Origin of the sequence: Streptomyces sp. BBFR2 (assembly GCF_044497305.1) — a bacterium.
Classification (GTDB): Bacteria; Actinomycetota; Actinomycetes; order Streptomycetales; family Streptomycetaceae; genus Streptomyces.
Genome location: NZ_CP172415.1, coordinates 2,834,899 through 2,848,279, shown reverse-complemented (window position 1 = coordinate 2,848,279; position 13,381 = coordinate 2,834,899). Strand labels below are relative to the sequence as shown.

9 protein-coding genes are annotated in these 13,381 nt (G+C 70.3%); 5 read left to right on the top strand and 4 right to left on the bottom strand.

Going from position 1 to position 13,381, the window contains the following annotated elements; translation table 11 throughout:
• Window positions 1–12: 12 nt before the first annotated feature.
• A complete protein-coding gene (locus ACGH2B_RS10920) occupies window positions 13–3,246 on the bottom strand; it encodes an NACHT domain-containing protein (RefSeq protein ID WP_399087476.1) in 3,234 nt (1,077 codons plus the stop codon).
• 1,076 nt (window positions 3,247–4,322) lie between these two features.
• Here ACGH2B_RS10920 and ACGH2B_RS10915 point away from each other — a divergent pair.
• A complete protein-coding gene (locus tag ACGH2B_RS10915) occupies window positions 4,323–4,961 on the top strand; it encodes a M23 family metallopeptidase (protein WP_399087474.1) in 639 nt (212 codons plus the stop codon).
• Here the strand turns inward: ACGH2B_RS10915 and ACGH2B_RS10910 are convergent.
• The gene (locus ACGH2B_RS10910) at window positions 4,943–5,554 is read right to left on the bottom strand and encodes a TetR/AcrR family transcriptional regulator (protein ID WP_399087472.1); all 612 of its coding nucleotides are present in this window, start codon (window positions 5,552–5,554) and stop codon (window positions 4,943–4,945) included. The genes ACGH2B_RS10915 and ACGH2B_RS10910 overlap by 19 nt on opposite strands.
• Before the next feature lie 178 nt (window positions 5,555–5,732).
• Between ACGH2B_RS10910 and ACGH2B_RS10905 the strand changes: the two genes are divergently transcribed.
• Complete coding sequence (locus tag ACGH2B_RS10905) at window positions 5,733–7,325, top strand: MDR family MFS transporter (protein ID WP_399087470.1); 1,593 nt, start codon at window positions 5,733–5,735, stop codon at window positions 7,323–7,325.
• A 236-nt stretch (window positions 7,326–7,561) separates the two neighbouring features.
• Here ACGH2B_RS10905 and ACGH2B_RS10900 read toward each other — a convergent pair whose 3' ends face one another.
• The gene (locus ACGH2B_RS10900) at window positions 7,562–9,148 is read right to left on the bottom strand and encodes a helix-turn-helix domain-containing protein (protein ID WP_399087468.1); all 1,587 of its coding nucleotides are present in this window, start codon (window positions 9,146–9,148) and stop codon (window positions 7,562–7,564) included.
• A 205-nt stretch (window positions 9,149–9,353) separates the two neighbouring features.
• On the opposite strand from ACGH2B_RS10900, the gene ACGH2B_RS10895 reads away from it, so the two are divergent.
• Both ACGH2B_RS10895 and ACGH2B_RS10890 read left to right on the top strand, forming a co-directional pair.
• Complete coding sequence (locus ACGH2B_RS10895) at window positions 9,354–10,064, top strand: DUF4232 domain-containing protein (RefSeq protein ID WP_399087466.1); 711 nt, start codon at window positions 9,354–9,356, stop codon at window positions 10,062–10,064.
• A gap of 492 nt (window positions 10,065–10,556) precedes the next feature.
• Window positions 10,557–11,090, top strand: a complete 534-nt coding sequence (locus ACGH2B_RS10890) for a hypothetical protein (RefSeq protein WP_399087464.1) — start codon at window positions 10,557–10,559, stop codon at window positions 11,088–11,090.
• 31 nt (window positions 11,091–11,121) lie between these two features.
• On the opposite strand, the gene ACGH2B_RS10885 is transcribed toward ACGH2B_RS10890, so the two are convergent.
• Window positions 11,122–12,276: an FAD-dependent oxidoreductase gene (locus ACGH2B_RS10885; protein WP_399087462.1), complete on the bottom strand. Its 1,155-nt coding sequence runs from the start codon at window positions 12,274–12,276 to the stop codon at window positions 11,122–11,124.
• Between the two features lie 274 nt (window positions 12,277–12,550).
• Between ACGH2B_RS10885 and ACGH2B_RS10880 the strand changes: the two genes are divergently transcribed.
• A complete protein-coding gene (locus ACGH2B_RS10880; protein ID WP_399087460.1) occupies window positions 12,551–13,141 on the top strand; it encodes a TetR/AcrR family transcriptional regulator in 591 nt (196 codons plus the stop codon).
• The last annotated feature ends 240 nt before the right edge of the window (window positions 13,142–13,381 follow it).

Below are 13,381 nucleotides of genomic sequence, written 5' to 3'. Positions count from 1 at the left end.
GGGCGGGCGCCTTCAGCCGCGTGGCTCGGGAAAGAGGGTGAGTTTTACGCCGGGGGGCAGGGCGATATCCGTGGCGGGCAGAAGGTGGGAGAGATGGAGCTCTTCGAGGAAGGGGAGAAGCGAAAGGTCCGGGGCGTCGAAGGCGGGGAAATGGGTGCCCATGCCGAACACCTTCAGGGTCCGGACGCCGGGGAAATGAGGGAGGACAGCGCGCAGCCGGGCGGTGAGGGCTGTTTCGGGATCCCTTTCGTCATTGACGATGCTGAGCGTCGTCACCTGGGAAATCCGTAGCCCGGCGGGGAGGCAGAGCGTTGCGTTTGCGTGCACCCCGAAGACGAAGTCCGTCAGCGCCGGGAGACGGGCGAGAACGTCCCACTGTTCCTCGCCGAAGTCGGTCGTGAGACGCCGGAGCTGGAGACTGCTCAGGAGCGGCCAGAACTCCGCCGTTCGGTCGAACTCGGCGCCGAGTGGCGCGCCGAGCGACAGATGCGTCAGCGGGGCGTCCGTAGGGCAGGCGTGCAAGCCGTCCGGTGGCAGTGGCACGCCGACATTCAAGGATTCGAGGTGGCGGAGTGTGACGAGGCCGTCGGGAGAGCGGTCCGTGTCAGTGCCGTGGAGGTAGAGCGCGCGGAGGGTCCTGATCCCGGCCAGCGGAGCGAGGTCGGTGATCTTCGGGCAGTTGGACAACGTCAGTGACGTCAGGTGCTGGGCTCTCCGGAGGAAACTCAGGTCATCGAGGACCGGATTATCCATGAGGGACAGCGCTTCGAGGTGTTCCACGTCCAGGGCATCGACGAGTTCCGCGTCGGGGAAGGGGCCGTTCACCCACATACGGGTGCGACCGCCGAGTGCCTTGAGGATCTGCAGTTCGGCGGTGGAATTGGCCTTGTGGAGGACCTCCGGGGCGAGGTGCCGGATGATTTCCTCCGCATAGCGGTCGGTGTCGAACGACGACCAGGAACGTGCGAGTTGGAGTCGGACGGCAGGAGCCGGGTGTTCCCGGAAGCGCTTGAGGAATTCCAGTGCGCCGGCCGTACCGATCCGGCCGGCCGTGTGGACCGTCTCCGTGGCTTCTTCGTCCGACAGGCCGTCTTCGGGCCCTGGCAGCAGTTCCAGGACGAGCGGGCCGACGTCGGCAAGCAGTTTGGATTCCTCGAAATGCCGTGGAGGCAAAATGACCCCCGCCCGTTCTTCCACCGCCTCCCGTACCGCGGGCGCCAGCTCTGTCGCATGTTCCAGGCAGGCGAGAGCGAGGAGATGGACGCGGAGGCGGACGGTTCGGTCCTCGATCTCGTCCCCATGAGCCACCATCTCGGTGAGCAGCTCCGCCCGCTCCCGTGGTCGCGCGTGGGCCACCGCCATGCGGATCACGTCCTCCCACTGGGAGTCGGCGGCGTGCCGGACCAAGAGGCCGAGATCGCCCTCCTCGATCGCTGCCTTGGCGCCCAGGTAGTCCTGGAAGGTGCGGTGGATGAAGTCGACGGAGCCGGGGGTGGGCTCGCGGAGGAGGCCGCTGCGGAGGAGGAGGTGGCGGAAGATCCGCGGGGCGTCGCCCTGGGCCGCGGCGGCGGGGACCGAGGGGAGGGCCTGGGCGATGAGGCGTTCGGCGTGGGGGCGGTCGAGTTCGGTGCGGCCGTTGCGGATGAGCCAGTAGGCGAGGCGTTGCAGGAGTTGGATCTGCGGGGCGTCGCTCAGCTCGATGCCGTCGGGGCCGCGCATGTCGCGTTCCCGGTCGCGGCGGGCGAGGAGCATCGTCAGCGCGGCGTCGTACAGCTCCTTGCGGCCGGTGGGGAGGTAGCCGCGGCGGTCGCGGTGGAGGGCGCAGAGCAGGCCGCACATGAGGGGGTTGGTGGCGAGGCGGGCGAGGTCCTGCTTGGTGCGGACGGCGGTGAGCAGGGACGTTTCGTACGAGTCGAGGAGATCCGGGTCGGGGGCGTCCGGGCGGGCGGCGGTGTGCCAGCGGGCGATGAAGGCGGCCACCTCGTCGCGGCCCATGGGCGCGAGGGTCTGTTCCGTGAAGTGTTCGGCGGCGAGCCAGTCCTCGCGGACGGCGGAGGGGCGGGCGGTGACCATCCACAGGTTGTCCGGGAAGGCGTCGAGGAGGTCGCGGAGCCAGCGGCGGGTGCGTTCCCGGTCGGCTTCGGGGATCTCGTCGAGGCCGTCGATGAGGAGGAGGCCGCGGCCGGTGGTCAGAACGCGTTCGGCCCAGCCCTGGGGGCCGGTGAGGGGGCAGCCGACGGCGGCGAGGAAGTGGTCCGGGGTGGGCAGCGTGTCGGCGCGGTGCAGGGTGCGCAGCGGGAGGACGAAGGGGATGCGGCCGTAGAGGTGGGGGAGCGGGGTGGCGGCGGGTTCGCGGGTGCAGCCGACGGCGAGCCACTGGACGAGGGTGCTCTTGCCGGAGCCGGCGACGCCGCGTAACAGGACGCGGTCGAGGTGGGCGAGGGCGCGGTCCGCCGGTTCGAGGGGTGGGGGCGCGGGTTCCGTGCCGAGGCCGTCGGGGTCGGTGAGTCCGCTGGGGCCCGTGTGGTGGCGCGGGGCGGCGCGCAGGCTCAGGTAGGCGGCGTCGAGGGGCCAGCGGTCGGGGGAGTGGGCGAGGTCGATGCCGTAGATGGTCAGGCGGCTGTGCTTGCGGGCGATGTAGCGGAGATAGTCGCGCTCGAAGGCGGCGTCGGCGGCGTGCGCGGACGGATGGCGGGCTAGGAAGGTGTCGACGCGGGCGATCAGGGTGTCCAGACCGCGGCTCTGCTGGACGAGGGTGCGGGCCACGAACGTCGACCGCTGGGTGAAGAAGTGGACGATGTGCAGGCAGGACGTGGTGAGGAGGGTGCGGTGCAGCTCCTCGGCGTCCCGGCTGAGGCCGCGGGTGGCGTGCGGGGCGGCGGCCGTGAGGCGGGCGGCGAGTACGGTGGCGCCTAGCTGGACGGCCTGGACGTCGTCCATGTCGAGGTCTCCGAGGGCGCCCAGGGAGGCGGCGAGGGCATCGGCGACGGCCGTCTCCTCGTCGGCGGGGACGGGGCGCTCGCCCGGCCCGGCCGCGTCGACGGCCCGGCGGACCAGTTCGGCGGCGAGTCTGTGCAGGTCCTTCGGGGTGAGGGTGCGTTTCTCGCCGCGGAACGAGACCAGTGCGGAGAGCCGGACCGGTGCGTTGGTCAGGCCGGCGCCGGGCCCTTCCCGGACGAAGAGTTTCCGGACCAGCGGCCCGACCGCGGCGGAGGCGAGGCGCACGCCCGCGGTGGATGGATCCATGAGTGGGTCCCCCGAGTTCCCTTGTTTCTTCTTGTTGCCCTGAGTGCCGGGCCCCTGTGCCCGGCCCCTGTGCGTGGCTCCGGCGTACGGGGCCGCGCTCTCGGTCGTCGCCGTTCCAGGGATGGGTGGAACGCGGGCTCCCGGCTCCCGCTGTTCCTGGAACGGTGGGAGGGGAGTCCTGGCCCGCTGTTCCAGGGGTGGGACGCGGCCTCTCGGCCGTCGCCGTTCCAGGAACGGCTGGAACGTGGGCCGGGAGCCCTCGTCGTTCCAGGCGGGCACGGGCGGGAACAAGGCTAGGGGCGTACGGGTGGCCCGGGAGCGGTTTCGGACGGTTCCGCGACGGCGGCCCGTCGGAGGCGATGGCACCCGGGGTCGGCAGCTACCGGCCACTACCGGCAGCTACCGGCCACTACCGGCAGCTACCGGCAGCGGCGCCGGGCGACGGTCCCAGCAGTCCGACGGAAGCCTCGGCGGCCGTTCCTCGCCCCCTTTCCTGCCATCGTGCAGTACCGGGTAACCGCCGTCACATAACCCCGGTCACATTCACCCCATTCCGAGTAACCGCGGTCACATAAAACCGGGGAAATGGCGATCGAAAGAGTCTGTGAGCGACAGGCGGGTAACCCCGGTCACAGAAGGCCGTTGGTCCCGAAACGGACATCAAAAGTCCCTCCGGAACGGCTTTCCGGTGACGTGTCGCACAGCAGAATTCCGGCCTACTAGAGGAATTAGGGGGAGTTCCTCGGGGGCGTACGGGGCTGTGGATACCCCTTCGTGGGTCGCGTCTCCCGGGGGTGGGGCGCAGGGCCTCCAAGTCGGGCGACGTAAGCCTATATGTCCAGTTCAGGGAGGGTATGGAGGTCGCGTGGGTCTAGGCGAGATGGGGTGATTTGGGGGATTGATCCACCGGCTGTTCGGGGTGTCCGGCGGACATCCGTGCCTCGGCGTGCTTACGGTCCGGGCTAGTAGAAAGGGCCCTTGGCAGCACGGCAATGGCGGGTTACCAAGGAATGGCGATGCCGGTCCGCAGCCGGATCGCAGATCCCTTTCCGTTCCTTTCCGGAGGTACAACCCGCATGTCGAAGTTCGCCAAGCTCCGCAATTCCAAGAAGTCCGCTCTCCGTACCCGTGCGGTGGCCGTCACCGTCGGCCTGGGCGCCTCCGTCGCGCTCGGCGCGGGTGTCGCGAACGCCGCGGATTCCGGGCTGACGAGCCTCACCTCGAATGTGAGCTCCACCGTCGCGAAGCAGGCCGACGCGCAGACCAAGGCCGTCCAGAGCGCCAAGAAGTCCGCCAACGCCTGGGTCAAGCCGGTCGACAAGTACACCCTCGGCTCCACCTTCGGCCTCGCCGGTACGCACTGGTCGCACAACCACAGCGGTCAGGACTTCGTCGTGCCGACCGGCACCGCCGTCAAGGCCGTGCACAACGGCATCGTGGTCAAGGCCGGTCCGAACGGTGGCGGCGACGGCCCCGCGTACGGCAACGCCGTCGTGATCAAGCACCCGAACGGTATGTACACCCAGTACGCCCACCTGTCGCAGATCCAGGTGAGCGTCGGCCAGGCCGTCAAGACCGGTCAGCAGATCGGCCTGTCGGGCTCCACCGGTAACTCCACCGGCCCGCACCTGCACTTCGAGGTCCGCACCGGCCCCAACTACGGGTCGGGCATCGAGCCGACCGGATTCCTGCGGGCTCACGGCGACGCCGTCTGAGCTGAGTCCGGCCGGGCTGGCCGGCGGTACGGCGGGTTGGCCGCCGTGACCAGTTCCGTGGCGACCTCGAGGATGGCCTTGCGCTTCTCCTCGGGGTCGCCTTCGACGTGCTGCATCGTGAACTGACCCGCGTGCAGCGCGTGCACCGCGGTCAGGCACCGCATCTGGTCGACCAGATCGGCGTCCGGGTCCTTGAGCATGTCGAAAAGCTCCATCACCCGCCGCTTGAAGATCTCGCCGATGCTGAGGTCGCGCACCGTGGCCTGGTTCTCGTGGACGAAGCGGAACAGCGCTTCCGCGTTGCGCAGCGCCGCGCCGTAGCGGCGGACCAGTTCGATCTTGGTCTCCGTGGTGCGCGGCTGCTCCCGCCCCCAGGTCAGCAGGTCATCGATCGGCTGCGCCGCGTCCTCGAAGAGCCCGATGACGATGTCTTCCTTGGTCTTGAAGTGGTAGTAGAGGGCGGCCTTGGTGACGTCCAGCCGCTCGGCGATCTCGCGGAGCGAGGTCTTCTCGTAACCCTGCGCGGAGAACAGTTCCAGTGCGGCGTCCTGGATGCGCCGGCGGGTGTTGCCCCTGCGCTGACCTGTGCTCATGCCGCTCTCCTGGGTCCTCGATGTGATGCTCCCGGTGCGCCAGGAAAAAAACTTACTTGACGACCGGCTAGTGCCGACTTACCTTTCCTCACTGTACTGAACTAGCCGGGCGGCAAGTAAGTGGGAGTAAGTGAGAGTGATGGGGAAGTCGCGGAGCGCGACCCCGACGGGGGATGGAATGGCAGCGGGCGACAAGGACAAACCGGCGCCGGAACAGCAGGCGGCGGGTAAGCCGCCCGCCAGCGTGCGGGTGGTGCTCTTCGCGCTGATGATCGCGATGCTGCTCGCGATGCTCGACAACATGATCGTCGGCACCGCGATGCCCACGATCGTCGGCGAACTGGGCGGTCTGGAGCACCTCTCCTGGGTGGTCACCGCCTATACGCTCGCCACCGCCGCGTCCACCCCGATCTGGGGCAAGCTCGGCGACATGTACGGACGCAAGGGCGTGTTCCTGTCGTCCATCGTGCTCTTCCTGATCGGGTCGGCGCTCTCCGGCGCGGCCCAGGACATGGGCCAGCTCATCGGGTTCCGCGCCGTGCAGGGACTGGGCGCCGGCGGACTGATGGTCGGCGTCATGGCGATCATCGGCGATCTGATTCCGCCGCGGGAGCGCGGTAAGTACCAGGGCATGATGGCCGGTGTCATGGCCATCGCCATGATTGGCGGACCGCTGGTCGGCGGCACCATCACCGACCACCTCGGCTGGCGCTGGAGCTTCTACATCAACCTGCCGCTGGGCGCCGTGGCCCTCGCCATGGTGACCGCGGTGCTGCATCTGCCGAAGAAGCGGGCGCAGGCGCGGATCGACTACCTCGGCGCCGCGCTGCTCACCGTCGGCATCACCGCGCTGGTGCTGATGGCGACGTGGGGCGGTACCGAGTACGAGTGGGCGTCGCCGCAGATCATCGGGCTGGGTGCGGGCGCGGTCGTCGCGCTGGTGCTGTTCGTGCTGGTGGAGCGGAAGGTCGCGGAGCCGGTGCTGCCGCTCCACATCTTCCGTAACGGCAACTTCTCGCTGGTCACGCTGATCGGTTTCCTCGTCGGCTTCGTGATGTTCGGGTCGATGACCTTCCTGCCGCTGTTCCAGCAGACGGTGCAGGGTGCCTCGGCCACCAACTCCGGGCTGCTGCTTCTGCCGATGCTGCTGGCGATGATGGTGGTGTCGCTGTTCGCGGGCCGGGTCACCACCACGACCGGTAAGTACAAGGTCTTCGTGGTGGTCGGCGCCGGGCTGATCACCGTCGGTCTGGGGCTGCTGTCCCTGATGGACGTCGGCACCACCCGTTTCACCTCGGGTCTCTACATGGCGGTGCTCGGCGCCGGTATGGGCTTCCTGATGCAGACGACGATGTTGATCGCGCAGAACAGCGTGGCGATGAAGGACATGGGCGTCGGCTCGTCGTCCGCCACGCTCTTCCGGACGATCGGTGGTTCCTTCGGCGTCGCGGTCTTCGGCGCGATCTTCACCCAGCAGGTGAGGGACACGATGAGTGAGCGGCTCGGCGCGGCGGGCGGCAAGCTGCCGTCCGGCGGTGCCGCGCAACTGGACCCGAAGGGTCTGGCGGAGCTGCCCCCGATGGTGAAGGACGCGTATCTGCACGCGGTCTCCGCCGGTACGCACCATGTCTTCCTGTGGGGCGCGGTGATCAGCGTCATCGGGTTCGCCGCGGCGTGGTACCTCAAGGAGATCCCGCTGCGTGGTGGCCCGGTCCGTCCGGAGACCGAGGAGAAGACGGCCGCCCCGGCGCCCGTCGCCGAACCGGTCTGATCCATTCCACCTGCCTGACCAGCGCATACGCTCAGCGGCCCCCGTTTCGGCGGGGGCCGCTGTGTGCGTTCCAGGACCTACGAGGCGGGGGCTGCCGTGTTCCGGTCCGCTACTTGCCCGTTCCGTGGCCAACGTTCCAAGGGGGACGGGCGGGCTGGGGCGGCGCCGTTCCAGGGCTGCTCGCCACCCGCATTCCATGGCCAATGTTCCAGGGTGCGGCGCCGGTGGGCGGGGGATCAGTCGTCGCCCCACCACTTGGCGGGGTCGCCGCCGTACGTGTAGGTCGTGTGGCTGGCGGCGCCGCTGGTGCGGAACGGGCGGCCGCCGTCGTCGATACGGAGGGTGCCGCTGCGCTTTCCGCTGCTCCAGTCCAGCTCCAGGTACCAACTGCAGTCGCAGGAGACCGCGTCCGCCCGGACCGCAAGCGCCTCCGGATCGCTGGCGCTGACCGTGCGCGGGAACGGCTTGGCGGGGACCGGCTTCCCCGCCTGCTGACCGGGGATCGGCTTGACGACCGGGCTGGTGTTGTCGAGGGCGATGGAGTACGAGGACGGGGTCAGCCCGCCGCCGCAGCCGCCCGACGGGTTGTAGTGCTGCCAGCCCAGCGCCGGGCCCCGCCCCACGACCTGGGCGCGCAGCGCCTCCAGCACCACCGGTTCCTTCTCCGTACCGCGGACCACCACGCCGATACGCGAGTGTTCCGCGTCGACACCGCCGAGACTGCGGGCCCAGCCGACGGTGTCCCCGGTCTGCGGGGTACCGGGCATGTTCTCCGGGGCCCGGTTGATCAGGAAGGTCTGCATACAGGGGAGTTCATCCCCCCAGACGTACGGGCGGACGTTCACCGACAAGGGGATGCCGCTCGAAGGGTGGCCGTTGCCGGTGCCCGCGGAGGCGGACGGGGTGCCGGTCGGATCGCGATCGCCCTTGCCGGGCGAGGCGGAGGAGCCGCTCTTCCCGTCCTTGTCCTTCTCGTCCCCCTTCTTGCCCTTCTTCCCGGCGGTCGCCGACGCGGTGCCGTCGCCCGGGGTGTCAGGGGCGTCGTCCTGCCCGTCGTGGGTGGTGACGCGGCGTGCGGCGTCGTCGCCCGCGATGCTGTACGCGGCGGTGACGCTGAGCGCGGCGACGACGGCCACCGCCGCGGTGATGAGGAGCGGCCGGCGTTTCCGGGACGCCTTCGGCGGGACGGCGAAGGCCGCGTTCCGGGCGGCGCCGTCGTCCGGGTGGTCGCCCGAGCCGGGAGCAGGGCCGGTGGGAACAGGGAAGGCGGCGTTCCGGGCCGCTTCCTCGTCCGGGCGGACGTCCCGGACCGGTTCGGGCGGATCCATCTCCGACGCCGCCGACGCCGCTTCCGCGTCCCGTGCCCACTCCGGCTTCCGTGCCGGCGCGCCCCCGGGCTCCGGCTCGGCTGCCGACGCGTCCTCCGGCTCCGGACCTGGGCCGGAGGCGGCCTCGAACTCCGTTGTCGGTCCGGTCGGTGCGGTCCGCGTGGCGGACGGCGCGTGCGGTACGTGCGCCGGCTCCCGCTCGGCTGACTCCTCGCCGGCTGCGCCCGCCGGGCGTTTCTTCCCTCCCCGGGTGGCGGACGCCAGGATCCACCGGCGGTGCAGCTCGACCAGCTCGTCCGGCTTCGCGCCGCAGAACCGCCCAAGACGTTCGGCGGGCGCGAACTCGGCGGGCACCGCGTCACCGTTGCAGTAGCGGTGCAGCGTCGATGTGCTCACGTGCAGCCGTTTCGCCAGCGTGCCGTAGCTCTGCCCCGAACGCCCCTTCAACTCCCGCAGCATGGCCGCGAAGGAGCCCTCCCCTTCGTCCTTCGTCATGCCTCAACTATTCCACCCGTTCCAGGCAGGCGTTCCAGGCTGTGGATAACCCCGCAGGTCAGGTGGGGTGGAATCATTCCGGCGTCCCGTATGAGGCCCGAATCCTTGCAGCGTGAGGAGTGGAACGGTGAATGTGGTGACCACGCCGCGGCGTTGAGGTTCTCCACCGCGGTCATCCACTCCGATCACCTGACCGAGGTCTGCCATGTCTGCTCTTCGCCGTATCCGCAAGCCCGCCCTCTTCGCCGTTACCGCCCTCGCGGCCCTCTCCTTGACCGCCTGCGGTCCCGTCGACGGGAAGGACGACGCGCTCAAGTCCGTTCCCTCCGCGTCGGAGGAGCAAGGACAGCACACCTCCGGCGGCGGCACCGACGCCAAGGGCGGCCAGAGCGCGGGCAAGGGAGAGGCCCGTGCCACCACCGACCAGGGCAGCGACGCCGGCAGGAGCAACGCCGGCAAGAACAACAGCGGCGGGGACGAGGCGCCGGAGGACGCCCCCTGCACCGGTGCGACGGTGAAGGCCGAGGTCTCCCAGGCGTCGCGCCCGATCAACCACCTGCTCATCAAGATCACCAACACCGGCAGCAAGCGCTGCAACGCGTACTACGCACCCCAGCTCCGCTTCGACGAGGACCAGGCCGCCACCCGCGTGCTGGACGACTCCCAGCCGCAGGCCGTCGTCAGCGTCGAGCCCGGTGAGTCCGCGTACGCCGGGGTCGGGCTGATAGGCGAGCCGAGCGACGACACCCACCTGCGCGACGCACGCAACCTGGAGATCCACTTCCCGGGCCGGGACGAAAATGAGCCCGACGCCGGGCACAGCGTCACCCTCGCCCTGCCGGACGGCACCAAGATCGACGACAACGCCTTCGTCACCTACTGGCAGACCGACCCCAACGCCGCCCTCTCCTTCTGAGACCGATGGGCCCTCGGCCTCCGCGCCCGATCCCCTGGTCGCCTTTCCGGCACCGGTCCCGCAGGGCAGTTCACTGCCCGAACGGGAGCCGGTGCCGCGGCGGAGCGATCGGCATGTGCCAGTGACCGCACCGTCTGGAGGGGCCGGATATGACGGATAACTGGTCGCCCAGAGCGCCAGAGTTGAGTACATGCAGGTCAGTTACGATCGCCTGCGTGCTCGCGCTCTTTCCTCACACGAGCGCATCGAGTTCAGACCGCGCCCTGAAGGGAGCCTCATGCCCGCCCGCCACGCCGAACTGAGCGCTCTTCAGCCACGCAGGCCCAGATACCGCAACCACGAGGGCGAGGCTTGTGCAGAGGTCTCCGACAACCTCTCCGCACTCGCCCCCATCCAGGAAAGCAAGGTCCCGACCGCTCTCGCGCCCGCGTCCTGGGCATCGGCTCGGATGTCGTACGCCGGTGCTGTGAACAGCGGGATACCGTCCGGCCGTTGAAAGGTCACCACGGGATCGGGCGGCGAAGCGGCGGGCTGATCGCGGCCACGGCGGTGATCGCCACGATCGTCGTCTGGTGGCTGGCATGGTCGTCCGCCGGGGAGGCGCCGCCCCGGGAGAGCCGGGCGGCGGCACTCGCGACGGCGCAACAGCAGGTCCGGGCACTGGTCGCCGATGCCCGTATCGGCATCACCGGGCGGTACAGCCCGGGCGAGACCTACGAGCGATGCGACCGGCAGGGCGTGCGGGCGCCCGCCGACGGCCCGTACGCACTGACGTACACCGCGTACGCGGACCTTCCCGACCGGCTCCATATCGCCGCGCTGCGACGGCTGCGGGCGGCGCTGGAACGGCGTGACGGCATCGAGATCACCGCGTACGAGGAACGGCCGCCGGCCCAGGAGGCCCAGCTCGACGCCACCGACGGACCGCACCGCAGTCACCTCGCCGTCGCCTCCGCCAAGCCGCCGCACACGGTCCGGCTGGCGGTCACCATGGACTGCTTCCGGCCGCCGGGCGAGGGACGGTAGCCGGACGCGATCCGTGTCGGTGCCGGTCCTCTCACTCCTCGCCCGACATATGGGCGAGGACGTGCGCGGCGCCGTCCGGGGAGAAGAGGTCGGCCAGTCCCGCCGCAGCGCCCTGGGCCGCTTCGGCGGAGCGAGGGAACAGCACCTTCTCGTAGGCCGCGACCGCCGCGTCGGTCGTGACGTGGTCGAGGAGCGCATGGGCGAGGTCCGCGCCGTCCCGCATCGCCAGGTTGGCGCCCATGCCGGAGATCGGGGACATAAGGTGTGCCGCGTCGCCGAGCAGGGTGACACCGGCGGTGGGCCGCCAGGTGTGCGGGACGGGCAGCGCGTACAGCGGCCGGTTGACGTACCCGGTGTCGGCGGCCCGGAGGAAGGCGAGCAGCGGGGCGCCCCAGTCGGAGAAACGTGCCAGGAGGACGGCGCGGACGGCGGCAGGGTCGGCGAGGTCGGCGCCTGCCGTGCGGTGCCAGTCCTCGGCGGTGCGCAGGGCGATGTGGACGCGGATCCGGCCTTCGCCGTTGCGCTGTGCGATCACGCCCTGACCTGCGTCGATGGCCATCATCATGCCGTTGCCCGTGAAGGTGGACAGTTCCGGGTGGCGGTGGTCGGCGTCGAGCAGTTCGGCCTCGACGACGGTGACGCCGGTGTAGTCGGGGCGGGCGTCCGAGACCAGCGGGCGGACCCGGGACCAGGCGCCGTCCGCGCCGATGACCAGGTCCGTCTCGGTCGTGGAGCCATCGGCGAAGTGCAGGCGGTGGACGCCGTCGCCCAGCGGCTCGGCGCGCTCCAGGCGGTGGCCCCACCGGACGGTGCCGGGCGAGAGGGAGTTGAGGAGGAGGTGACGCAGGCGACCGCGGTCGATCTCGGGCCGGACATCGGCACCGTCTCCTTCCTCGGGCGGCGCGGCGTCGAGCAGCAACCGGCCGTGGCGGTCGGCCACTCGTATCTGCTGGCCCTCGGGGCGGGAGAGAGGAGCGAACGCGTCCCACAAACCGGCCTCCTTCAGGGCGTGTTGGCCGGTGCCGGGATGCATGTCGAGGCTGCCGCCCTGGTCACGGGCGGTGGCGGAGGTGTCGAGGTCATGGACGGTGACGGCGGCGCCGTGGCGCTGGAGTATGCGGGCGCAGATCAGGCCGCCGGGGCCGGCGCCGACAACGTCGATACGGGGTGCGCGGGAAGAAGGCATGACGGTCCTCGGATGGTGGTGGAACTTCATCGGCACGTGGCGGCCGGGAAGGCGCGGAAGCGCGGAGGGGAGCCCGGCGCGGACGGCCGGAAGAAGGAGCAGGAGAAAAAGAGAAGGAGGGAAGGGGAAAGCGGAAAGGGGAAAAGGGGGCAAGGAATGGGGGCGCGGTGTGGTCCGGTGGGCCGCCGCGCTGCCGTGTCCATGAAAGAACACTGACCAAGAAAGTGCAACCATGCAACTTTTTTGGTCGTGTCACCTTGGGTAGGGTGACGGCATGCCCACTCCCGCCGAGCCCGCACCCGTAGGGCGCCGCGAACGCAAGAAGGCGGCCACCCGCCGTGCCCTGGCCGACGCCGCGCTGCGCCTCTTCCTGGAACACGGCTACGACGCGGTGACGCTGCACACCGTCGCCGACGCCGCGGACGTCTCGACCACCACGCTCCTCAAGTACTTCCCGAGCAAGGAAGCGCTGGTCTTCGACGAGGAGGCGGACCAGGAGGCGGGGCTCGTCGCCGCCGTACGCGACCGGGAGAAGGGCGTCAGCATTCCGGCGGCGCTCCGCGCCCACGCCGAATGGGCCCGCCTGAAGATCTCCGACGAGAGCTCCGGCGCGGCTGAGTTCTTCGCCCTCATCGAGCGGACCCCGGCGCTCAGCGCGTACGCCCACCGCATGTGGATGCGGCATCAGACCGCCCTCGCCGACGCCATCGCCGAGGACTCCGGTGCCGCCCCCGGCGATCCGCGCAGTGCGGCCCTGGCCCGCTTCGCCCTGGAGGCGGTCGCGTTCGCGTACCGCTCCGACGACCAGGTGGCGGCGCTGGACGCCGCGTTCGACCTGCTGGAGAACGGGTGGGGCAAGGGATAGCGGAGGCGGCAGCGGACGGGCGGAGGGAGCGGGCTCACGCCGAGTGATCCGAGGGCACCGGCTCCAACCCTTCCGGGCAGGTGAGAGGCCATGGCACCCGCCGGGGCCACGCGGCAGAAGCTCTGACGGCGCGCCACCGACGCCCGGTGGCGGCGCGCACCGTACGTGGAAATGCCCGGGCGCACCGTACGGAAATGCCCGCGCGCACCGCACGGGGAAATGCCCGCGCGCCGCTGTGTG